Annotated in this window: 23 protein-coding genes; 11 read left to right on the top strand and 12 right to left on the bottom strand. The window is 73.9% G+C overall.

The window, feature by feature from the left end:
* Nucleotides 1-110: 110 nt before the first annotated feature.
* The gene (purB, locus tag FB474_RS17465) at nt 111-1,520 is read left to right on the top strand and encodes an adenylosuccinate lyase (RefSeq protein ID WP_141790148.1); all 1,410 of its coding nucleotides are present in this window, start codon (nt 111-113) and stop codon (nt 1,518-1,520) included.
* Here purB and FB474_RS17460 read toward each other — a convergent pair.
* Nucleotides 1,505-2,890, bottom strand: a complete 1,386-nt coding sequence (locus tag FB474_RS17460; protein ID WP_141790147.1) for an adenylate/guanylate cyclase domain-containing protein — start codon at nt 2,888-2,890, stop codon at nt 1,505-1,507. The two genes, purB and FB474_RS17460, sit on opposite strands and share 16 nt — an antisense overlap.
* Nucleotides 2,887-4,602, bottom strand: a complete 1,716-nt coding sequence (locus FB474_RS17455; protein WP_221632660.1) for an NAD(P)/FAD-dependent oxidoreductase — start codon at nt 4,600-4,602, stop codon at nt 2,887-2,889. The genes FB474_RS17460 and FB474_RS17455 overlap by 4 nt, the downstream gene beginning before the upstream one ends.
* 158 nt (nt 4,603-4,760) lie before the next feature.
* On the opposite strand from FB474_RS17455, the gene FB474_RS17450 reads away from it, so the two are divergent.
* From FB474_RS17450 to FB474_RS17440, 3 genes are read left to right on the top strand one after another with little or no spacing between them, the layout of a single operon-like run.
* Complete coding sequence (locus tag FB474_RS17450) at nt 4,761-5,042, top strand: metal-sensitive transcriptional regulator (RefSeq protein ID WP_141790146.1); 282 nt, start codon at nt 4,761-4,763, stop codon at nt 5,040-5,042.
* Between the two features lie 11 nt (nt 5,043-5,053).
* A complete protein-coding gene (locus FB474_RS17445) occupies nt 5,054-5,272 on the top strand; it encodes a heavy-metal-associated domain-containing protein (RefSeq protein ID WP_141790145.1) in 219 nt (72 codons plus the stop codon).
* Nucleotides 5,269-7,452 carry a heavy metal translocating P-type ATPase gene (locus tag FB474_RS17440; RefSeq protein WP_141790144.1) on the top strand — a complete coding sequence of 728 codons (2,184 nt, stop codon included), beginning with the start codon at nt 5,269-5,271 and terminating at the stop codon, nt 7,450-7,452. Before FB474_RS17445 ends, FB474_RS17440 begins: the two co-directional genes overlap by 4 nt.
* Nucleotides 7,453-7,519: 67 nt before the next feature.
* On the opposite strand, the gene FB474_RS17435 is transcribed toward FB474_RS17440, so the two are convergent.
* Together FB474_RS17435 and FB474_RS17430 are read right to left on the bottom strand one after the other, a co-directional pair.
* Nucleotides 7,520-8,155: a VOC family protein gene (locus FB474_RS17435; RefSeq protein ID WP_141790143.1), complete on the bottom strand. Its 636-nt coding sequence runs from the start codon at nt 8,153-8,155 to the stop codon at nt 7,520-7,522.
* Between the two features lie 43 nt (nt 8,156-8,198).
* On the bottom strand, nt 8,199-9,032 hold the full coding sequence (locus FB474_RS17430; protein WP_141790142.1) for an RNA methyltransferase: 834 nt from the start codon (nt 9,030-9,032) through the stop codon (nt 8,199-8,201).
* Between the two features lie 103 nt (nt 9,033-9,135).
* On the opposite strand from FB474_RS17430, the gene FB474_RS17425 reads away from it, so the two are divergent.
* Nucleotides 9,136-9,576 (top strand): OsmC family peroxiredoxin, encoded by a 441-nt coding sequence (locus tag FB474_RS17425; RefSeq protein WP_141790141.1) that lies wholly within the window; start codon nt 9,136-9,138, stop codon nt 9,574-9,576.
* Between the two features lie 15 nt (nt 9,577-9,591).
* Here FB474_RS17425 and FB474_RS17420 read toward each other — a convergent pair whose 3' ends face one another.
* Genes FB474_RS17420 through FB474_RS17410 form a run of 3 tightly spaced genes read right to left on the bottom strand, consistent with a single transcriptional unit; the run spans nt 9,592 to nt 12,349 of the window.
* The gene (locus tag FB474_RS17420; RefSeq protein ID WP_141790140.1) at nt 9,592-10,191 is read right to left on the bottom strand and encodes a LutC/YkgG family protein; all 600 of its coding nucleotides are present in this window, start codon (nt 10,189-10,191) and stop codon (nt 9,592-9,594) included.
* Complete coding sequence (locus FB474_RS17415; RefSeq protein WP_141790479.1) at nt 10,188-11,612, bottom strand: lactate utilization protein B; 1,425 nt, start codon at nt 11,610-11,612, stop codon at nt 10,188-10,190. Before FB474_RS17415 ends, FB474_RS17420 begins: the two co-directional genes overlap by 4 nt.
* Nucleotides 11,613-11,629: 17 nt before the next feature.
* Nucleotides 11,630-12,349: a (Fe-S)-binding protein gene (locus FB474_RS17410; protein ID WP_141790480.1), complete on the bottom strand. Its 720-nt coding sequence runs from the start codon at nt 12,347-12,349 to the stop codon at nt 11,630-11,632.
* A gap of 218 nt (nt 12,350-12,567) precedes the next feature.
* Between FB474_RS17410 and FB474_RS17405 the strand changes: the two genes are divergently transcribed.
* A complete protein-coding gene (locus FB474_RS17405) occupies nt 12,568-12,996 on the top strand; it encodes an SRPBCC family protein (protein WP_141790139.1) in 429 nt (142 codons plus the stop codon).
* A gap of 11 nt (nt 12,997-13,007) precedes the next feature.
* Here the strand turns inward: FB474_RS17405 and FB474_RS17400 are convergent, their stop codons facing one another.
* The 3 genes from FB474_RS17400 to FB474_RS17390 form a co-directional block, all read right to left on the bottom strand.
* Nucleotides 13,008-13,802, bottom strand: coding sequence for an HAD family hydrolase (locus FB474_RS17400; protein WP_141790138.1), 795 nt, complete (start codon nt 13,800-13,802; stop codon nt 13,008-13,010).
* Nucleotides 13,803-13,810: 8 nt separating this feature from the next.
* Nucleotides 13,811-15,082 carry a serine--tRNA ligase gene (gene serS / locus FB474_RS17395; RefSeq protein ID WP_141790137.1) on the bottom strand — a complete coding sequence of 424 codons (1,272 nt, stop codon included), beginning with the start codon at nt 15,080-15,082 and terminating at the stop codon, nt 13,811-13,813.
* 75 nt (nt 15,083-15,157) lie between these two features.
* Nucleotides 15,158-15,697 carry a DinB family protein gene (locus FB474_RS17390; RefSeq protein ID WP_141790136.1) on the bottom strand — a complete coding sequence of 180 codons (540 nt, stop codon included), beginning with the start codon at nt 15,695-15,697 and terminating at the stop codon, nt 15,158-15,160.
* A 34-nt stretch (nt 15,698-15,731) separates the two neighbouring features.
* Between FB474_RS17390 and FB474_RS17385 the strand changes: the two genes are divergently transcribed.
* From FB474_RS17385 to FB474_RS17370, 4 genes are read left to right on the top strand one after another with little or no spacing between them, the layout of a single operon-like run.
* A complete protein-coding gene (locus FB474_RS17385; protein WP_246092589.1) occupies nt 15,732-16,844 on the top strand; it encodes a diacylglycerol/lipid kinase family protein in 1,113 nt (370 codons plus the stop codon).
* A 1-nt stretch (nt 16,845) separates the two neighbouring features.
* Complete coding sequence (locus tag FB474_RS17380; protein ID WP_141790134.1) at nt 16,846-17,520, top strand: phosphatase PAP2 family protein; 675 nt, start codon at nt 16,846-16,848, stop codon at nt 17,518-17,520.
* On the top strand, nt 17,517-18,227 hold the full coding sequence (locus FB474_RS17375) for a phosphatase PAP2 family protein (RefSeq protein WP_141790133.1): 711 nt from the start codon (nt 17,517-17,519) through the stop codon (nt 18,225-18,227). Before FB474_RS17380 ends, FB474_RS17375 begins: the two co-directional genes overlap by 4 nt.
* A gap of 6 nt (nt 18,228-18,233) precedes the next feature.
* Nucleotides 18,234-18,677, top strand: coding sequence for an SRPBCC family protein (locus tag FB474_RS17370; protein WP_141790132.1), 444 nt, complete (start codon nt 18,234-18,236; stop codon nt 18,675-18,677).
* A gap of 3 nt (nt 18,678-18,680) precedes the next feature.
* Here FB474_RS17370 and pheA read toward each other — a convergent pair whose 3' ends face one another.
* Nucleotides 18,681-19,598: a prephenate dehydratase gene (gene pheA / locus FB474_RS17365; protein WP_141790478.1), complete on the bottom strand. Its 918-nt coding sequence runs from the start codon at nt 19,596-19,598 to the stop codon at nt 18,681-18,683.
* 81 nt (nt 19,599-19,679) lie between these two features.
* Between pheA and FB474_RS17360 the strand changes: the two genes are divergently transcribed.
* The gene (locus FB474_RS17360; RefSeq protein ID WP_141790131.1) at nt 19,680-20,300 is read left to right on the top strand and encodes a TMEM165/GDT1 family protein; all 621 of its coding nucleotides are present in this window, start codon (nt 19,680-19,682) and stop codon (nt 20,298-20,300) included.
* 8 nt (nt 20,301-20,308) lie between these two features.
* Here FB474_RS17360 and FB474_RS17355 read toward each other — a convergent pair whose 3' ends face one another.
* Complete coding sequence (locus FB474_RS17355; RefSeq protein WP_246092588.1) at nt 20,309-21,625, bottom strand: glycosyltransferase 87 family protein; 1,317 nt, start codon at nt 21,623-21,625, stop codon at nt 20,309-20,311.
* Between the last annotated feature and the right edge of the window lie 46 nt (nt 21,626-21,671).

Genomic DNA, 21,671 nt, shown 5'->3' with positions numbered 1-21,671 from the left:
CGCAGGCTAGGCCCGCGGTTGCCCCCCGGCCGGGACGTCGACGCCGGTATGCCGTGTCGCCGGCTGGCCGTCGTCCCGGGCGGCTCGGCCCGTCTGGGATGATGGCCACCATGGCCTCGCTTGCTGACGCGACCCCGCCCATCGCCCTCGGCGCCCTCGACGGCCGCTACCGCGGCACCGTCGCCCCGCTGGTCGACCACCTCTCGGAGGCGGCGCTCAACCGCGAGCGCGTGCGCGTCGAGGTCGAGTGGCTGATCCACCTGACCAGCCGCGGCGTCGTGCCGGGCGTGCGCTCCCTGAGCGAGGCCGAGCAGGCCCGGCTGCGCGCGGTGGTCGACGCCTTCGGCCCGGCCGACGTGGCCGAGCTCGCCGAGATCGAGCGCGAGACGGTGCACGACGTCAAGGCGGTCGAGTACTACCTCAAGCGCCGGCTGACCGAGGCCGCCGACTCCGACGTGGCGAGCCTGTCCGAGCTGGTCCACTTCGCCTGCACCAGCGAGGACATCAACAACCTGTCCTACGCGCTCATGGTCAAGGGCGCGGTCACCGACGTGTGGCTGCCCCGCGCGACCGCGCTGGTCGACGCCGTCGCCGCGATGGCCCGCGACCTGCGCGACGTCCCGCTGCTGGCGCACACCCACGGCCAGCCCGCGACGCCCACGACCATGGGCAAGGAAATGGCAGTGCTGGCGCACCGCCTGCGCCGCCAGCTCGCCCGGGTCGGCCGGGCCGAGTTCCTCGGCAAGCTCAACGGCGCCACCGGCACGTATGGCGCGCACCTCGCCGCGGTGCCGGAGGCGGACTGGCCGGCCATCAGCCGGGCCTTCGTCGAGGGCCTGGGCCTGACGTGGAACCCGCTCACCACCCAGATCGAGAGCCACGACTGGCAGGCCGAGCTCTACGCCGACATCGCGCGCTTCAACCGGGTGCTGCACAACCTGTGCACCGACGTGTGGACCTACATCTCCATGGGCTACTTCGCCCAGGTCCGCGGCCAGGGCACGGTCGGCTCGAGCACGATGCCGCACAAGGTCAACCCGATCCGGTTCGAGAACGCCGAGGCCAACCTCGAGGTGTCCAACGCCCTGCTCGACGTGCTCGGCTCGACGCTGGTGCAGTCCCGCCTGCAGCGCGACCTGACCGACTCCAGCATGCAGCGCAACATCGGCACCGCCCTGGGCCACAGCCTGCTGGCGATCGACAACGTGTCCCGTGGCCTGGCCGGCCTCGACGCCGTGCCGGAGGCGATGGCCGCCGACCTCGACGCCAACTGGGAGGTGCTCGGCGAGCCGGTCCAGTCGGCGATGCGGGCCCTGGCGGCCCAGGGCGTGGCCGGCATGGAGAACCCCTACGAGCGGCTCAAGGAGCTCACCCGCGGCCGCCGGATCACCGGGGAGGACCTGCGCGAGTTCGTCCGCGGCCTGGGCCTGCCGGCCGACGTGGAGAAGCGCTTCCTCGAGCTGACCCCGGCGACCTACGTCGGCCTGGCCCCGCAGCTGGTCGACTACCTCGGCGAGTAGTCCTCCAGGCCGAGCAGCACCCACGCCTCGACCGGCTCGGCGCGGCCCTTGAGCTCCAGCGCGCCGAGCCGCTCGGTGACCGCACCGGGCAGCAGGTCGCGGGTGGCGGGGCCGATCGCCACGCCACCGACCGGCGCCCTGCCCTCCAGCCGGGACGCCACGTTGACCGTGTCGCCGATGACGGTGTGGGTGCGTCCCCCGGAGGCGCCGAGCAGGCTCAGCGACACCTCGCCGCTGTTGACGCCGACCCGGAAGCGCGGCCAGCCCTCGTGCGCGGCGGCCACCCGGCCGGTGGCCTCCTGCAGGTCCAGCGCGGCCAGGGCGGCCCGCCGGGCGTGGTCGGGCTGGTCGCCGCGCTTGTTGAACGTCACCATCAGCGCGTCGCCGATGATCCGGTCGATCTCCCCGCCGTGCCGGCGCACGACCGGAGGGATCGCCACCTCGAAGTAGGCGTTGAGCATCGCCGTCACCTGCTGGGGGTCGTGCGCCTCGGAGAAGCTGGTGAACCCCTGCAGGTCGGCGAACAGGATGCTCATCTCCCGCGTGCCGGAACGGGTCTGGTCCAGGTAGAGGTCGGCGTACCGCTCCTCGTGCCACTGCACCCGCGCGCCCCAGGCGACCAGGGCGAAGGCCAGGAGCATCAGCACGTGCCACTCCCACCAGCTCAGGTGCCAGCTCGGCGCGTAGACCACGGCGATCAGCGCCTCGGCGAGGAGCACGAACGCCGCCGCCATGGCCAGGAGCATCACCGCGGGCCGCACGCGCCACAGCGCCAGGAAGCGGGCGGCCGCCACGGCATACAGGACGATGCCCAGCACGGCGGTGACGACCAGCGGCCCGGCCGCGCGCTCGGGCGGCTGGTGCCCGTTCAGCGGGGGCAGGTCGGCCAGGGAGGCCACCGCCCACAGCCCCATGAGGACCAGCAGGCCGGCCCGCAGGCCGCGGGCGAGGCGCATGACGCGCACGCCCCGCTCACCCTCGAGGTCGGCGCTGGACCAGGCGGCGAACACCCCGCCGAGGGCCAGGCCGACCGGGATGGCCACGACGAACCCGGCGTTGGGGTGGTCCAGCACCGCCCCGGGCGTGGCCACCGCGTGCAGCCCGAGGAACCCGGCCGCGGCCAGGAAGGCCAGGGACACCAGCATCACGCGGGCGTCGCCGCGGGCCAGGGCGGCCGCGCCGGTGCCGTAGGCGACCACCGCGCTGAGCAGGGCGGCGAGCAGGACGAGCCAGAAGTGGGAGGGGTGGTGCTCCCAGACTGCGTCCAGGCCGGGCCGGCGCAGCAGCAGGAGCAGGCCGGCCAGCGGCAGCGCCAGGGCCAGCCCCGTGCCCACCCGCCGGGCCATGGGGCCCGACAGCCGGGGGCTCACCGGGTCGTCGCGGACGCGGCCGCCCGCAACCCGGCGAGGTACTCGTGCAGCTGGGACACCACGACCGAGCCCTCCCCGACCGCGTTGGCGACCCGCTTGACCGACCCGGCGCGCACGTCACCGACCGCGAAGAAGCCCGGCAGGGCGGTCTCGTACGGCAGTGGCGGCCGCTCCAGCGGCCACGCGCCGGCAGCCAGCGCCTCGGCGCCGCAGAGCACGAAGCCACGCCGGTCGCGGGCCACCTGCTCCGGCAGCCAGTCGGTGCGCGGCTCGGCGCCGATCATGACGAACAGCCCGTCGGCCCGGACCGTCTCGGCCTCGCCGCTGGTGCGGTCGGCGATCCGGACCTCCTGCAGCCAGCCGGCGCCGCCCCCGCCGACGACCTCGGCGTTGGTGCGCACCGTGATCCGGGCGCTGGCCTCGATCTCCCCGGACAGGTACGAGGACATGCCGTCCGACAGGGCCCCGGAGCGGACCACGAGCGTGACGTGCGCGGCATACCGCTGCAGGTGCAGGGCGGCCTGCCCGGCGGAGTTGCCTCCGCCGACGACGACGGCGTGCAGCCCGGTCAACCCGTGCGCCTCGGAGACGCTGGCGCCGTAGTACACCCCGGCACCGGTGAGCGCCTCGAGGTCAGGGATGCCGAGGCGGCGGTAGGACACGCCACTGGCCAGGACCACCGTCGTGGCGGTCACGTCGCCGACGTCGGCCAGGCTCGCGACGAACCCGCCGTCCACCGGGCGCACCGCGGTCACCTCACGGGTGAGCACGAACCGCGCGCCGAAGACCCACGCCTGCTGGTAGCCGCGCTGGGCCAGCTCGGCGCCGCTGAGGCCCCGGGAGAAGCCCAGGTAGTTGCGGATCAGCGAGCTCGACCCGGCCTGCCCGCCGAGCGACTCGCGCTCGACGGTCAGCGCCCGCAGCCCCTCCGAGGCGCCGTAGACCGAGGCCGCCAGCCCGGCCGGCCCGGCCCCGACGACCAGCGCGTCGAAGCGCCGTTCGTCCGGCTCGAGCGTGGTGCTGATCCCCCAGGCCTCGCAGATGTCGGCGTCGGTCGGGTCCTCCAGCACGGTCCCGCCGAGCGCGGGCATCCACACCACCGTCGGGCCGTCCTCGTCCTCGGCGGACTCCACCGCGATCCGGCGCAGCGTGGCGATGCCCTCCTCCGAGCCCCGCTCGAGGAAGGCGTGCGGGATGCCGTTTCGGGTCAGCAGGCTGCGCACGCCGTGGGCGCGGGGGTCGTGCCGACCGGCCACGACGACGACCTCGCGCTCGGCGACCACGGCCGAGCGCGACCACTCCTGCACGAACTCGGCGACGGTGCGCACGAACAGCTCGTCCGGGCTGGTCCAGGGCTTGAGCACGTAGTAGCTGATGTCGCCCAGCGCCATCGCCCGCAGGATCGCCTCGGCGGTGGGCCGGTGCGCCCAGGCACCCCACTCCACCAGGAGCGCGCGCCGGGCGTCGGGGTGCAGCACCCGGAGCCGGGCGAGCAGCTCGGCGCCGGAGAGCCCCGGCAGCCACTGGTCGGCCAGCACCACCGCCACCGGCTCGCCCCGGTCCAGGGCCCCCTCGAGCAGGCGCAGCGCGTCGGCGGAGGACAGCTCGCCGCGCACCCGGAAGTCCGCGCCGAAGCGGCGCTGCAGGGCGGTCTCGATCCGCGACAGCGAGGCCGGGTCCGCGTCCACCGCCAGGATCAGGGGTCGGGTCATCGTGCCTCCGGGACGGCGGCGCCGGGCCGCCGGTTCGGGGTCAGGATGGCACTGTGGGCGCCCGCGGGGATCCCCCGTTTGTCGCAGCGCGTCCCGCGCCGGAATACCCCTTGGGGGTATATCGTTGGACCAGGCGACACACCGGCACAGGAGGCGCCATGGCGGGCTACACCGGCACCAAGGACGACTACCTCAAGCGGCTGCGCCGCATCGAGGGACAGGTCCGCGGGGTCCACAAGATGGTCGAGAACGACACCTACTGCATCGACGTCCTGACCCAGGTCAGCGCCATCACCAAGGCGCTGCAGGCGGTCAGCCTCGGCCTGCTCGAGGACCACGTCGGGCACTGCGTCGTCGACGCCGCACGGGAGTCCGACGAGGCCGCCGCGACCAAGGTCGCCGAGGCCTCCGCCGCCATCGCCCGACTCGTCCGCAGCTGAGGAGCCCACCCATGAGCCAGACCACCACCATCACCGTCACCGGCATGACCTGCGGGCACTGCGCGCAGGCGGTCACCGGGGAGCTGTCCGCCGTGCCCGGCGTGACCGACGTGGCGGTCGACCTGCGCGCCGGCGACGACTCGCCGGTGACCATCACCAGTGACGCCACCCTGGACCCGGCCGCCGTGCGCGCCGCCGTCGCGGAGGCGGGATACGCGGTCGCGACATGAGCACCTCCCACGACACCCGCCACGAGGTCGACCTGGCCATTGGGGGCATGACCTGTGCCTCCTGCTCGGCGCGCATCGAGCGCAAGCTCAACAAGCTCGAGGGCGTGGAGGCCAGCGTCAACCTCGCCACCGAGCGCGCGCACGTGCGGTATGCCGTGCCCCTCACCCCCGCGGACCTCGTCGCGACGGTCCAGCAGACCGGCTACACCGCGCGGGTCCTGGAGCCCGAGGCGCCGGCCGGCCACGAGCACGCCGGCCACGACGTCCTCGACGAGCCGCAGCTGAAGGTGCGGGCCCTGGTCTCCTTGGCCCTCGCGATACCGGTGGTCGTGCTGGGCATGGCCCCGCTGCCGGAGTCACCGCTGTGGCCGTGGCTGGAGCTCGCCCTCGCGACGCCGATCGTGGCCTGGGCGGCCTGGCCGTTCCACCGCGCCGCGGCGGTCAACGCCCGGCACGGCGCCTCGACGATGGACACCCTGGTCTCCCTCGGCGTGCTCGCCGCCTACGGCTGGTCCCTGGTCGCCGTGCTCACCGGCAACACCATGCACCTCTACTTCGAGGTGGCCGCGGTCGTGACGACGTTCCTGCTCGCCGGGCGCTGGGCCGAGTCCCGCGCCCGCGCGTCGGGGCGCTCGGCGCTGCAGGCGCTGATGGAGCTCGGTGCCAAGGACGTCGCGGTGCAGCGGATCGACCCGGCCAGCCGGGTCACCACCGAGGTGCGCATCCCGGTCTCGGAGCTGGCCGTCGGCGACCACTTCTTCGTCCGGCCCGGCGAGAAGATCGCCACCGACGGCGTCGTCGTCGACGGCAGCAGCGCGGTCGACCGCAGCCTCGTGACCGGTGAGTCGATGCCGGTCGACACCAGCCCGGGCGACGAGGTCACCGGCGGGACGATCAACACCAGCGGCCGGCTCGTGGTGGAGGCGCGCCGTGTCGGCGCGGAGACCACGCTGGCGGCGATGACCCGGCTGGTCGAGCGGGCCCAGCAGGGCAAGGCGCCGGTCCAGCGACTGGCCGACCGCGTCTCGGCGGTCTTCGTCCCCACCGTGCTCGTCCTGTCCCTGCTGACCTTCGCCGGGTGGCTGGTCGCCGGCCAGCCGGTGACCGGCGCGCTCAGCGCCGCCGTCGCCGTCCTGATCATCGCCTGCCCGTGCGCGCTGGGGCTGGCCACGCCGACCGCCCTGCTGGCCGGCACCGGCCGCGGCGCCCAGCTCGGGGTGCTCATCAAGGGCCTGGAGGTGCTCGAGAGCACCCGCCAGGTCGACACGGTGGTGCTGGACAAGACCGGCACGCTCACCGTCGGCGCCCCGAAGCTGACCCACGTGCGCGCCGCGGGCCGGCTGTCGGTGACCGCCGCGCTGCGCACCGCCGCCGCCGTGGAGGTCGGCAGCGAGCACCCGGTCGCCCGGGCCATCGTCACCGCCGCGCGCGACCGTGGCCTGGACGTGCCGGCGGTCACCGGCTTCGAGGCGCTGGCCGGCTCCGGCGCGCGGGCGTTCATCAAGGGCACGCTGATCACCGTCGGCAAGGCCGAGATGTTCGAGCAGGTGCCCGAGGAGATCGCCCAGGTGACCGCGCCGGGCACCACCGTCTGGGTGGGCTGGGGCGGCACCGCCCGGGCCGCGCTGACCGTGGCCGACGAGGTGCGTGACTCCTCCGCGGACGCGGTGCGCGACCTCGGCGAGCTGGGGCTCACGGCATACCTGCTGACCGGGGACAACGAGCAGACCGCCCGGATCGTCGCCCAGGCCGTGGGCGTGGAGCCGGCGCACGTGCTCAGCGACGTCCTGCCCGAGGACAAGCACGCCGCGGTGCACCGGCTCCAGCAGCAGGGCCACGTGGTGGCCATGGTCGGCGACGGCGTCAACGACGCGGCTGCGCTGGCCCAGGCCGACCTCGGCATCGCGATGGGCAGCGGCACCGACGTGGCGATCGAGTCCGCCGACATCGTGCTGATGCGACCCGACGTCGCCGCGGTCGCCGACGCGGTCGCGCTCTCGCGCCGGACCCTGCGGGTCATCAAGCAGAACCTCGCCTGGGCGTTCGGCTACAACGTGGCCGCGATCCCGCTCGCCGCGCTGGGCCTGCTCAACCCGATGGTCGCCGGCGCCGCCATGGCCCTGTCCAGCGTGATCGTCGTGACCAACAGCCTGCGGCTGAAGACGTTCCGCCGGCACTGAGCCCGCACGCGCCAGGAGGCCGCGACCCGCAACGGGTCGCGGCCTCCTGCGCGTCGTGGGAGGACGGTCAGACGGTGACCTGGCCGTTCGGGGTGTCGAAGGTGACCGACAGCAGCCCGGGGGTGCCGTGCGGGGCGACGAAGTCGAAGTCGATCACCGAGGAGGTGTACTCCGGGGGCAGGCCCAGCCAGTCGCGCAGCCGGTCCGGGTCGCCGGCGATCTGCAGCTTGCTGATCGTCACGTCCGTGCTGGCGCCCACGGACGGGTGGACCGCGGGGTCATCCCAGTGGATGTAGTAGGGCAGCTGCGGGTCGGACATCAGGCCCTTGATGCCCAGCTGGCGCCACTTCAGCTCCACCCCGTCGGGACGGTGGCGGTAGCCGTCGACCGCCTCGCGGCCCAGGCGCTGCTCGGCCTCGGAGAGGTCGTCGACGTTGACGACCCAGCCCAGCCAGCCGCCGCCGGCCTCGGAGCGGGCCCGCACGGCCTGCCCGAAGGCGGCCTTGTCGGATGCGGGGTGGTCGAGCACCTCGACGACCTCGACGTAGCGGTCGTGGGCCAGCGGGAAGATGATGTTGCGCGTGCCGAACCGCGGGTGGATCCCCCCGTCGACCGGCTCGACGCCAATCTGCGCCGACAGCCTCTGCGCGGTCGCCTTCAGGCCGTCGTGCTCAGCGGCATAGGAGACGTGGTCAACTCGCATGGCAGTCATCGTGACACAGCCCGACGGGTGGTCATGACCGGGGTCACAAACCCGGGCCCTCGGTCCCACCGGCGGCGCGCCGCTGGCGGACCGCCTCGTAGAGCACGATCGCGGCCGACGTCGCGACGTTGAGCGAGTTGGCCCGGCCCACCATCGGGATGCGCACCTTGTAGTCGGCGGCGGCCAGGACCTCGCCGGTCAGGCCGTACTTCTCGGCGCCGACGGAGATCGCGACCGGACCGGTGTAGTCGACGTCGGTGTAGTCCAGGTCGGTGTCGGGCGTGGTGGCCACGAGCGCGATCCCGTTGTCCCGCAACCATGCCAGCGTCGCCTCGGTCGAGTCGCTGGCCACCGGGACCGAGAACACGGTGCCCTTGCTGGCCCGCACCAGGTTGGGGTTGCCCCAGTCGGTGACCGGGTCGGCCGCGATGACCGCCTCGACCCCGGCGGCGTCCGCGGTGCGCAGCATGGCGCCGAGGTTGCCCGGCTTCTCCACCCCCTGGCACAGCAGGGCCAGCGGCGCCGGTCCGACGGTCAGGTCGGCGCAGGAGCGCACCACCGAGTCGACCACGGCGAGGAAGCCGTCCGGCCCCTCGCGGTAGGCGACCTTCTCGAAGGCCACCCGGCCCAGCTGGACGGTCTCGACGCCCCGGGCGGCCACCCGGCGCACGACGTCCTGCTGCACCACGGGCTCCAGCATGAGCTCGGGGCAGTAGTAGATGGTCCGCGGCAGGACCCCTGCGTCGAGGGCGAGGCTGAGCTCGTCGTAGCCCTCGATGAGGGTCGTGCCTGTCTCCTCGCGGGTCCGGCGGCGGCGCAGGGCGGTGAGGGACTTCAGGCGCGCGTTGGCCGCCGAGGTGATGATCAGGTCCGTCATGACGTGGCACAGCATGTCAGGCGGGCCCGCCTGCCTGCACCTATCGTGAATCGTGTCGAAGCGGCTGTCGCCGGCGGCCGCGCCGGGACCGAGGAGGCAACAGATGCCCACGCGCACCGCACGCACCGCCTGGAACGGCGGCCTGCAGGACGGCTCAGGCCAGGTCGAGCTCACCAGCTCCGGGGTCGGCACCTTTGACGTGTCCTTCCCGCGACGCATCGCCGACACCGCTGACGGCGTCACCAGCCCCGAGGAGCTCATCGCCGCCGCGCACTCCTCCTGCTACGCCATGCAGTTCTCGGCCCTGCTCGCCAGGGCGGGCGGCACCCCGCAGAGCCTGGACGTGACGGCGGACGTCACGGTGCAGCCGGACCCGGCCGGCGGCCTGCGGATCACCGGCATCACCCTCACCGTGCGCGGCGAGGTCGAGGGCCTGGACGCGGAGGGCTTCGCCAAGGCGGCCGAGGAGGCCAAGGCCACCTGCCCGGTGAGCAAGGCGCTGACCGGCACGGAGATCACCCTGGACGCCGCCCTGGAGAGCTGACCGGCCGCGGGGCCCTCAGCCGACGACGATGACGTGCAGGGTGCGGGGGCCGTGGACGCCCTCGACCCGGCTGAGCTCGATGTCGCTGGTGGCGCTCGGCCCGCTGACCCACGTCTGCGGGCGCAGCGGGTCGAGCAGCGCCACCGCCGCGGGCACGTCGGCGACCACCTGGTCCGCACGCAGCACGCACACGTGCCGGTCCGGCACCAGCGTCAGCGCCCGTCGCCCCTGGCCGGGACCGTGGTCGAGCACCACCGTCCCGGTCACCGCTATGCCGACGGTGGCCGTGGTCAGGACCGCGTCCACCCGGTCCAACCCTGCGGCCGTGCCCGGGTCCTGCACCCGCTGCCACACCCGCCGGGCCCACTCGTCGGGGACGTCCCGGGGCACCACCACCCGCTCGGTGCCCCGCAGCGCCGCCTCCACGGCGACCGCCACCTCGTCCGCACCGCACCGGGTCACCCGGGCGCGGTAGTCCGCGACCCGCTCGCAGAACAACCCGACCGGGTCCGCGAGGGTGCGCTCCCGCGCATACGTCCGGGGCACCTGCGTATCGCGCGTCGCGCCGCCCAGCGCGTGGCGCACCCGCGCGAGCACCTCCTCGCGCGCACTCATGACCGGCTCCCCTCGCGCAGCCACCAGGACCGGAACGGCCGGCGCGGGACCGGTGGCAGGTCGCGTGCGCGCGTCCAGGCCGAGGCCGGCCAGGGCAGGCGGCGCACGCCGAGGCGGCCGACCGCCCGGCCGAGCAGCCCGCCGGCCCGCTCGACGAACGCCCAGCGCCGGGGTCGGGCGAAGGCCCACGCCCCACCCCGCATCGCCACCGCCTCCGGCCGGGGCAGGCCGCCGCGGTGCGCGTCCACGACCTGCGAGCGCAGGTGCACCAGCACCTCGGGGATGTCGATGCGCACCGGGCACACCTCGAAGCAGGCGCCGCACAGCGTCGAGGCATAGGGCAGGGAGTCGGTCTGGGCGTCCTGGCCGACGCCGCGCAGCAGCGGGTTGAGGATGGCGCCGATCGGGCCGGGGTAGACCGAGCCGTAGGCGTGCCCGCCGGTGCGCTCGTAGACCGGGCACACGTTGAGGCAGGCCGAGCAGCGGATGCAGCGCAGCGCCTGGCGGCCCACCTCGTCGGCGAGCGCCCGGGTGCGGCCGTTGTCGAGCAGCACCACGTGCACCTCCTGCGGGCCGTCGCCGGGGGTCACCCCGGTCCAGGTGGAGGTGTAGGGGTTCATCCGCTCGCCGGTGCTCGAGCGCGGCAGCAGCTGCAGGAAGACCTCGAGGCCGGACCAGGTCGGCACGACCTTCTCGATCCCGACGACGCTGACCAGCACCTCCGGCAGGGTCAGGCACATCCGGCCGTTGCCCTCGGACTCGACGACCACGAGGGTGCCGGTGTCGGCGACGGCGAAGTTCGCCCCGGAGACGGCGACCCGGGCGCGCAGGAACTTCTCCCGCAGGTGCAGCCGGGCGGCCTCGGCCAACCGGGCCGGGTCGTCGGTCAGGTCCGCGGGCGCGGGGCGTCCCGCCGCCCCCATGGCGCGGGCGAAGATGTCGCGGATCTCGGCCCGGTTGCGGTGGATCGCCGGCACGAGGATGTGGCTGGGCAGGTCGTCGCCGAGCTGCACGATGAGCTCGGCCAGGTCGGTCTCCCAGGCAGCGATGCCCTCGGCGGCGAGTGCCTCGTTGAGCCCGATCTCCTGGGTGGCCATGGACTTGACCTTGACCACCTCGTCGACGCCGTGGGCCCGCGCCACCTCCGCCACGACCGCGCACGCCTCCGCGGCGTCGCGGGCCCAGTGCACCAGCGCGCCCCGGGCCTGCAGGGCCGCCTCGAGCCGCAGCAGGTGCTCGTCCAGGCGGAGCAGGGTCGCGTCCTTGATGGCGGCGCCGGCGAGCCGCAGCTCCTCCCAGTCCTCCACCTCGGCGACCACCGCGGCCCGCTTGGCGCGGATGGTGCCGGTGGCGTGGGCGAGGTTGGCCCGCAGCTGGGCGTTGCCGAGGGCCTCGCGGGCGGCCTGGGGGAACGCCGGCATCCCGACGAACGTGGCGCTCACGGCGACCCCGTGGCGGCCAGGACCTCGGCCAGGTGCATGACCCGCACGCCGGCGCGCTGGCGCGACAGGATGCCGCCGACGTGCATGAGGCAGGAGCTGTCGCTGGCGACGAGCACCTCGGCGCCGGTGTCCAGCACGTGCCGGGCCTTGTCCTGCCCGATCACGACCGACGTGTCGGCGTTCTTCACCGCGAACGTGCCGCCGAAGCCGCAGCACTCCTGCGCGTGGGGCAGCTCGAGCAGCTCCAGGCCGCGCACCGCGCGCAGCAGCCGGGTGGGCCGGTCGCCCACGTCGAGCAGCCGCAACGAGTGGCAGGTCGGGTGGTAGGTCACCCGGTGCGCGAAGGTGGCGCCGACGTCCTCGACGCCGAGCACGTCGGTGAGGAACTCGCTCAGCTCGTGCACCCGCGGGGCGGTCCGCGCGACCGCCTCCGCCAGCGCCGGGTCCCCGGCCCGCCGGGCGACGAGCGCGTGCTGGTGGCGCACCGACCCGGCGCACGACCCCGACGGCGCGACCACCGCGTCGTACCCGGCGAACGCCTCGACGAAGGTGCGCACCACCGGCACCGCCTCCTCGAGGTAGCCGGTGTTGACCATCGGCTGGGCGCAGCACGTCTGGCCGGTGGGGACCTCGACCCCGACCCCGAGGCGGCGCAGCAGCGAGACCGTCGCCCGGCCCACGTCGGGGAAGAGCGCGTCGCCCAGGCAGGTGACCATCAGCGCGACCCTCACGGGACCCGACCGTACGCGTGCCCGGCGCCAGCGCCCAGCGCCGCTGCGTCATGTCACGTTCCGGCCGGCTCGCGGGTCCTTGGGTGTGACAGCATCAAACCCGGCACTGGAGGGGCACATGACCCGCATCCCGCCACCGCCGCCCTGGCCACCGGACCCGCGTAGGAGGTGCCGCAGGGTGCGTGCCGGGTGAGGATGGGGGCATGAGACTGCAGCGCAGCGTGACGGTGGACGCCTCACCGGAGAAGGTCTTCGCCTACCTGTCGGACTTCACGACCACCGCGGAGTGGGATCCGGGCACGGTGCGGTGCGTGCGCACCAGCGGCGACGGCGGGGTCGGCACCGTCTACCTCAACACCTCGAAGTTCCTGCGCCGCGAGACCGAGCTGACCTACACCGTCCTGGACGTCGACCCCGGCCGCCGGGTGCAGCTGCGCGGCCAGAACAAGACCGTCACCGCCACGGACACGATCGAGGTCAGCCCCAACGGCTCCGGCAGCGACGTGCTCTACACCGCCGACTTCGAGTTCCAGGGCATGGTCAAGTTCCTCATGCCGCTGTTCATGGGCGCGCTGAAGAAGCTCGGCGACGAGGCGGAGCAGGGCCTGCGCGAGTCCCTGTCCCGCCTCTGAGCCCAGGCCCGTCAGTCGAGCAGCGAGCGCAGGACCGGCACGAGGCCGTCGTCGTCGACGTGGCCGGTGACCTCGTCGGCCGCCGCCTTGACCTCGTCGGGGGCGTTGCCCATCGCCACGCCCCGGGCGGCCCAGTGCAGCATCTCCAGGTCGTTGCGCTGGTCGCCGACGGCCATCGTGTGCGCCGGCTCGACCGACAGGTGGCGACGCACCTGCTCCAGCGCCGAGCCCTTGGACACGCCCTCGGGGTTGATGTCGAGCCACGCGGTCCAGCCCACGGCGTAGGACACCTCGTGCAGCCCGGCCTCGCCGACCAGGCGCATGAACTCCTCCGCCGTGGCCTCCGGGCTGCGCAGCGTGACACGGGTGGCGGGCGCGGAGACCAGCTCCTCCCACTCCACGACGCGCAGCTGCCCGACCAGCTCGCCGTCCGGGAACGGCTTGCTCAGCTTGAAGCCGACGCCCAGCTCCTCGACCGCGACCGCGGCGTCGGGGATGCGCTCGCGCAGCAGGTTCAGCGCCGGCGCCGGGTCGAAGGTGACGACGTCGAGGAAGCGGTAGCCGCCGTTCTCGGACGGGTCGAGCTCGAGGGTCACCGCGCCGTTGGAGCAGACGGCGAACCCGTGGGACAGGCCCAGCGCGTCGATCACCGGCATCGCGGCCACCGTGGAGCGGCCGGTCGCGATGACGACGTGCACCCCGGCGTCGGCCACCGCGCGCACGGCGTCCCGCACGACGGGCGAGAGCTCCCCGGCGTGGTTGACGGTGGTGCCGTCGAGGTCGAGGGCGACCAGGCGCTCGGCCATGCCCCGCCTCAGCCCTGCGGGGTCAGGACGTCGAGCCCGAGGAACGGCCGCAGCGCCTGCGGCACGACGACCGAGCCGTCGGGCTGCTGGTGGTTCTCCAGGATCGCCACCAGCCAGCGGGTCGTGGCCAGGGTGCCGTTGAGCGTGGCCACGATGCGGGTCGCACCCGACTCCGAGCGCTCACGCACGTTGAGCCGTCGGGCCTGGTATGTCGTGCAGTTGCTCGTGGAGGTCAGCTCCCGGTAGCGGCCCTGCGTCGGCACCCACGCCTCGCAGTCGAACTTGCGCGCCGCGGGGCCACCGAGGTCACCGGCAGCGGTGTCGATGATCCGGTAGGGCACCTCGATCTTGGCGAGCATCTCGCGCTCGAAGTCCAGCAGCCGCTGGTGCTCGGCCTCGGCGTCCTCGGGCCGGCAGTAGCTGAACATCTCGACCTTCTGGAACTGGTGCACCCGGATGATGCCGCGGGTGTCCTTGCCGTAGGACCCGGCTTCCCTCCGGTAGCAGGTCGACCACCCGGCATACCGCTTCGGGCCGCCGGACAGGTCGAGGATCTCGTCGGCGTGGTAGCCGGCGAGGGCGACCTCGGAGGTGCCGGTGAGGTAGAGGTCGTCGGCCTCGAGGCGGTAGACCTCGTCGGCGTGGGCGTCGAGGAAGCCGGCACCGGCCATGACGTCGTTCTTGACCAGGGTGGGCGTGATCATCGGGGTGAACCCGTGCTCGACCGCCTGCGCCACCGCCATGTTGAGCAGCGCCAGCTCGAGGCGGGCACCGACCCCGGTGAGGAAGTAGAAGCGCGACCCCCCGACCTTGGCGCCGCGCTCCATGTCGAGGGCGCCCAGGCCCTCGGCGAGCTCGAGGTGGTCCCGCGGCTCGAAGCCCTCGGCCGCGAAGTCCCGTGCCGTGCCGTGGGTCTCCAGCACGGCGTAGTCGTCCTCGCCGCCGCTGGGGATGCCCTCGATGACGACGTTGGGCACCCGCCGCACCAGCGCGTTGAGCTCCGCCTCGGCCTCGTCGGCGGCGGCCTGCAGCTCCTTGACCCGGTCGGAGGTCTTCTTCGCCTCGGCGACCAGGGCGGCCTTCTCCTCGCCCTTGGCGGCGGCGACCTTCTTGCCGAACGACTTCTGCTCCGCCCGCAGCTGCTCGAACTCGGTCAGGGACGACCGTCGGCGCTCGTCGGCGGACAGGATCGCGTCGACGATCCCCTCGTCCTCGCCACGCGCGCGCTGCGAGGCGCGCACCACCTCAGGGTCCTCACGCAGAAGTCGGATGTCGATCACGGGCCCGAGCCTATCGGCGCACGTTGCGCGGCTCCGAACCGTTTGCCAACTGCAGGGGTATGCCGCGTGGCCGGCTCACGCGCCCACGTCGTGGCCGTGGTGCACCAGGTCGTGGACGAAGTACTGCCCGAGCGTCTCGACGGTGAACGCGGAACCGTTGCTGCGCAGACCGGTCCGGTCCCACTCCTCCTCGGTGACCTCGTCGAACCGGGCGGCGGCCAGCTCCGCGGCGCCGGTCAGCTCGGCGGACACCACGGCCGGGTCCTGCTCCCAGTAGCGCTCGGCCAGCGCGGTGGCGTCCTGGTCCCAGTTGGCGAACCGCGGGTCGTCGGTGGTGAGCATGAGGTGGACCCGCTCGGCGAAGACCCGGCACACGTCGCGGACGTGGCAGGCGTACTCCAGCGGCGACCACACGTGGGGCTCCGGGCGCAGCCGGGCGTCCGGGCGGGCCAGCACCGCGGCCCACCGCGCCGCGCTGTCGCGGACCACGTCGGGCACCTGCGTCCCGGCCACGTGGGCCGCGTCGAACCCGCACTCCGGGCACGGCTCGCGCAGCACCCAGGTCCAGTCCTTGTCGTCGGGCGGCGGCGGGGTCGGTGCCGTGGGACGGGCCATGGGGCGCAGCCTACTTTCGGGTAACGTCCGCGCTGTGCTGAAAGACAACGCCGGGTGGATCGCCGTGCTGGCCATCCTCCTCGTCCTGCTGCTCGCGGGGGCCGTCACGGCCGCCTCGAGCCGTGGCGCTCGCGCCCGCGTGGACCAGGCGTTGCAGGCGACCCGCCGCTTCGCGCGGCGCCGCCCCCACCGGCAGCACTTCCGACCGGAAGGAGCTGAGGTGGCCGAGGACAAGCCCCGCCGCGCTGCGATCATCATCAACCCGACCAAGTTCGAGGACCAGTCGGCGGTCCGGCGCAAGATCGCCAAGGGCTGCGCCGACGCCGGCTGGGCCGAGCCGCTGTTCATCGAGACGACGGCCGAGGACACCGGCGAGGGCCAGACCCGGCAGGCACTCGAGGAGGGCGTCACCGTCGTCTGCCCGCTCGGCGGCGACGGCACGGTCCGCGCCGTGGCCAGCGTGCTGGTCGGCACCGAGACCCCGCTGGGCCTGCTGCCCGGCGGCACCGGCAACCTGCTCGCCCGCAACCTCGACCTGCCCGTCGACGACCTGTCCGAGGCGCTGAAGGTGGCCCTGACCGGGCAGAACAAGCGGGTCGACGTCGGCCGGATCCGGGTCGACGCCTCCGGGGAGCACGAGCGCCCCGCCGAGCACGTCTTCCTCGTCATGGCCGGGCTGGGCTTCGACGCCGCGATCATGGCCGGCGCCCCCGAGGCGCTCAAGGCGCGGGTGGGCTGGCTGGCCTACGGCGTCGCCGGCGTCCGCAACCTGCGCGGCGCCCAGTTCAAGGTCCGCCTCAAGGTCGACGACGAGCTGGAGATCTCCCGCCGGGTGCGCACCGTCGTGGTCGGCAACTGCGGCAAGCTCACCGGCGGCCTGGTGCTCATGCCCAAGGCGGAGGTCGACGACGGCTGGCTCGACGCGGTCACCCTCTCCCCCAAGGGCATCGTCGGCTGGCTGGCCGTGGCGGCCCGGGTGCTGACCAGGACCCGCAAGGGTCACGAGCGGGTCGACCACCTGCGCGGCCGGGAGCTGTCCATCCGCAGCGACCGCCCCGAGGAGGTCCAGCTCGACGGCGACACCATCGGCAAGGCCCTCGCGCTGGGCATCCGCGTGGAGCCGGGCGCCCTCGTCGTCCGGGTCTGACGTGCTGCGCCGGGTCGGGCGGGGGCTGCTGGTCGGGGTCCTCGCGCTCGTGCCGGTCGTCGTGGTCGCCGTCCTGGTGCGGGAGCGGTTCCAGCCGCTCATCCACGTGGACGACGCCGCGATCCGCGGAGCCACCGACGTCACCCGTGCGCACCCCGCCCTGCTCCGGACGCTGCTCGTGGTGCAGGCGGTGATGCAGCCGGTCTGGGTCTACCTCGTCGCGTTCGCCACGTGCGCCTGGGTCTGGGCACGCGGCCTGCGCTCACGGGCGCTGTGGGCCGTCGCGACCATGCTCGTCGGCTGGTTCCTGGGCTTCCTCGTCAAGCTGGTCGTGCAGCGGGCCCGCCCGGTGGTGAGCGACCCCGTGTCGCACTCCCCGGGATACAGCTTCCCCTCGGGGCATGCGTTCAACGCCGCGCTGGCCCTCACCGTCGTCACCGTCGCGGTCTGGCCGCTGGCGCACCGCGCCGTCAAGGCGGCGCTGCTGACCGTCGGGTCGCTGGTGGTCGTCGGGACCTGCCTGGACCGGGTCTTCCTGGGCGTGCACTTTCCTTCCGACGTCGTCGGTGGTGTCATCCTTGCGCTGGCCCTCGTCGCCGCGTCGTGGGCCGGGTACCGCGGTCCACGTCAGGTTGCCCGCGAGGCCGCCCACTCGATCGAAAGGTCCGCACCATGACCGTCCTCACCCGCTGGTCCCCGCCCACCGAACGCGAGCGCCCCGGCGCCGGGGCGGTGGCCAAGAGCCTGCTGCTGCGCGTCGTGCTGCCGGGCATCCTCATCTGGGCGGTCATCTGCGGGATCGGGCTTCTGCTGGCCGGGCCGCTGAAGTCGGTCGAGGACACCGAGAACTCGGTCAACAAGGCGCTGGCCAGGGGCCGCACCGCGACGATGAACTCGGTCACCGCCGTCTGGTCGCACATCGGCAACACCGAGATCGTCATCGGCGTGTGCGTGGTCGCCTGCATCGTGCTGCTGGTGCTGACCCGGCGCTGGTGGGTGGCGATCATCCCGGCGATCGCGATCGCCCTGCAGGCCTCGACGTTCGTCGGCGCCACCCTGGTCGTCGGCCGGGACCGCCCCACCGTGCCGCACCTCGACCCCGCCCCGCCGACCTCGAGCTACCCCAGCGGCCACGTGGGCGCCTCGACCGCGCTGTACGTCTCGTTCATCCTGCTGGCCTCGCGGATCGAGCGGGTCTGGCTGCGCAACACGCTCATCACGATCTTCGCCGTGATCCCGGTGCTGGTGGCGTACGCCCGCCTCTACCGCGGCATGCACCACGTGAGCGACGTCCTGGTCGGCTTCGCCAACGGGCTCGTCTGCGCCCTGCTCGCCCGCTGGTGCATCCGCGAGGCCGACGGCGGCCGCACCGCGCCGGTCTGACCGGTCGTGGCCCCACCGGTCTACCGCTTCGCCACGACGTGGCGGCTGCCCGCCGAGCCCGAGCGGGTCTACGCCGTCCTCGCGGACATCGAGCGCTACGACCGGTGGTGGCCGCAGGTCCGGCGGATCACCCGGCTGGACGACGAGTCCGGCGACGTGCAGATCCGCAGCGTGCTGCCATGGACCCTGCACCTGCACCTGCGCCGCGAGGTGGAGGACGCGGGCGCCCTGCGTCTGCGCGCCGCGGTCCGCGGCCACCTGCACGGCTGGTCCAGCTGGGAGCTGAGCCCGGTGCCGGGAGGCACGCACGCGGCATACCGGCAGGAGGTGGAGCTGCACGCCCCGGTGCTGCGCCGGGCGTCCTTCCTGCTGCGACCGGCGCTGCGGGCCAACCACGCCGCGATGATGCGCGGCGGCGAGCGCGGGCTGGAGGTCCACCTGACGGCCTGAGCGTCAGCCGTTGCGCAGGCCCCGCAACCAGGCGCGCGCCGCGGTGAAGTCCGTGTCGCGGGTGCCCGGCCGGACCTCGACGACCGCCCCGTCGGCGCGCGGGTAGGAGCCGAGGAAGCGCACGTCGGCACACACCCGGCGCAGCCCCATGAGCGTCTCGCCGACGCGCTCGTCGTTGACGTGGCCCTCGAAGTCGATCGAGAAGCAGTAGCGGCCGAGGGCGTCGCCGGTGGGCCGGGACTCCAGCCGGGTCAGGTTGATCCCGCGGGCGGCGAACTGCTCCAGCAGCTCCAGCAGGCCACCGGGGTGGTCGTCGGCCTGGAACAGCACCACCGACGTCTTGTCCGCCCCGGTCGGCTCCGGCAACCGGCCCGGGCGGGCGACCAGCACGAACCGGGTCACCGCGCTGCGGTTGTCGCCGATGTCCTCGGCCAGCACCTGCAGCCCGTGCGCCTGCGCCGCGACCGGCGCGCACACCGCCGCCTCGTATGCCGTGTCGTCGCCGGCCAGCCCGGCCGCGGCCGCCGCGGTGGACAGGCACGGCACGTAGGTCGCCTCCGGCAGCCGGGCGCCCATCCAGTGGCGGACCTGGGCCCAGGCGTGGGGGTGGCTGCCGACGCCGCGGATGTCCGCCAGCGTGGTGCCCGCGCGGGCGGCCAGGACGAAGGTGATCGGCACGAGCACCTCGTGGACCACGACCAGGTCGGCCCCGGAGGACAGCGCGTCGAGGGTGGCGCTGACCCCGCCCTCGACGGAGTTCTCGATCGGCACGACCGCCGCGTCGACCGACCCGTCGCGCACCGCCTCCAGCGCCGCCTCGACCGAGGCGATGGGCACCCGTTCGACGTCCTCGACGCCGGGCAGGCGCAGCAGGGCCATCTCGGTGAACGTCCCCGCGGGGCCGAAGTAGCCGTATCGCATGCTCACGCCCGGCAGCGTATTGCCCGCCCGGCATGCGTGCCCGGACGTCCCACGGAGCGACCGATTAGGGTCGGGAGCACCATGAGTGCCCTCGCCATCGCCGCCACCGCCTTCGTGCTGATCTTCCCGATCGAGCTGCCGGACAAGACTTTCATCGCCACGCTCGTGCTGGCCACGCGCTACAAGCCGCTGGCGGTCTGGGTCGGGGTCACCGCGGCGTTCCTCGTGCAGACCGTCGTCGCCTGCACCCTCGGCGGGCTGCTCGCGCACCTGCCGCGCACCCCGGTGGAGGTCGTGGCCGGCCTGCTCTTCCTCGTCGGCGCCATCATCCTGTGGCGCGGGGCCGCCCACGCCGAGGCGGAGGAGGCCGAGACCGAGCACGAGTTCGCCGCCAAGGCCCGCGCCGGCGTGCACGGCTGGCGCGCGGTGGGGGCCAGCTTCCTCGTGCTGTTCGTCGCCGAGTGGGGCGACCTGAGCCAGCTGCTGACCGCCGGCCTCGTGGTGCGCTACAACGCCCCGGTGCCCGTCGGTATCGGCGCCTTCCTGGCCCTGGCCACGGTGTCCGCACTCGGCGCGGTGCTCGGCCGGACCCTGCTCAAGCGGATCCGGCTCGGCACCCTGCACCGGGTCGGTGCCGGGCTGTGCCTGCTGATGTTCGGGCTGACCGCCCTGCAGGTCGCCGGCGTGGACCTCATCGCCTGAGGCCTTGCTCAGCCCAGTCGGCTCTGCTCGCCCAGGGCCGCTGCCGGAGCCCCCACGGGGGCGTCGGAGCGGTCTGAGGTGAGCACACCCGCCTCGGAAGCGGTGCCGGGGTCGTGGTCGTCGCGGGTCTGCAACGTCCACGCCAGCATCGCCAGGGCCATGAGGGCGCCGGCGGTGTCGGCGTTCTGCAGCAGCCGGCCGAAGAACACGGGCCCCACCCGGTCGTTGAGCCAGGTGATCCCCCACCAGGGCATCCGGCACAGGAACCACGCCGTGACCACCGCCGCGGCCACCAGCCGGCGGCGGTCGCGCAGCGGGTCCGCGCCGAGGATGGCGAAGATGACGACGACCACCCAGTGCAGGTGGTGGATCCACGCCACCGGCGAGAGCAGCACCGCCATCAGCCCGACGACCGCGACCTCGGCGATGGAGTCGTGCTGCCGGTAGGCCCGACGGGCCAGGGCGAAGCCGATGACGCCGACCACGGCGACGCACACCAGCCAGAGCACCGTGCCGGGCAGGCCCTGCGGCCCGACCCGGAGCAGGAACCCGCGCAGCGACTGGTTGGACGTGCCCGAGTTGGGCCCGAGCCGGCTGGGGTCCTGCAGCGCGCCGCCCCAGAAGGCGAACGAGGCCTCCGGCATCAGCAGCCACGTGCCGACCGTGACGCCCACCGCCGTGCCGACCGCCCAGGCGGCCTCCCGCCAGCGCTTGTTGACCAGGTAGTGCACGACGAAGACGCCGGGCGTGAGCTTGATCGACATGGCGAGCCCGACGAGGACACCCGGCGGGATGCGGCGCAGCAGGCCGGGTCGGGGCCGGCGCAGGTCCATGAGGCAGGCCAGCACCATGAACGCGTTGACCTGGCCGAAGCGGATGCCGTCGGCGACCGGGTGCAGCCAGGTCATCGGCACGACGAGCAGCGCGAGGACCAGCGGCGCGCGGGCGCCGGCCCGGTGGATCAGCCGCCACCCGGCATACCAGACGATCGCGGTGGTGGCCGCGAGCTGCAGCGCGGTCCACAGCCAGCCGACCGCCCCGAACGGGATGAGCGCCAGCGGCAGCGCCCACAGCGCCGCGAACGGCGGGTAGGTGAACGGCAGCAGCTGCGGCGACTCGGTCATCGCCTCGTAGATGGGACGGCCGGTGAGGATGGACACGCCGGCCTCGCGGTAGACCTCGACGTCGACCTGCCACTGGTCCAGCGGCCAGAACACCAGGTAGCGCAGCCACACCGGGCTGGAGCCCACGATGATGACCAGGACCGCGAGCAGCCACATCCGCCCGGTCGCGGACGAGCGGGGGGCAGGGCGCTGAACGGTCACCGCGCCATTGTGGCGGGTCCGCCTGCGCGGGGCGCGACTGCCCGGG

Source organism: Oryzihumus leptocrescens (assembly GCF_006716205.1).
In the GTDB taxonomy this organism is placed as follows: domain Bacteria; phylum Actinomycetota; class Actinomycetes; order Actinomycetales; family Dermatophilaceae; genus Oryzihumus; species Oryzihumus leptocrescens.
The sequence above is the reverse complement of the archived record's forward strand: the minus strand, read 5'-3'. Positions and strand labels throughout refer to the sequence as shown.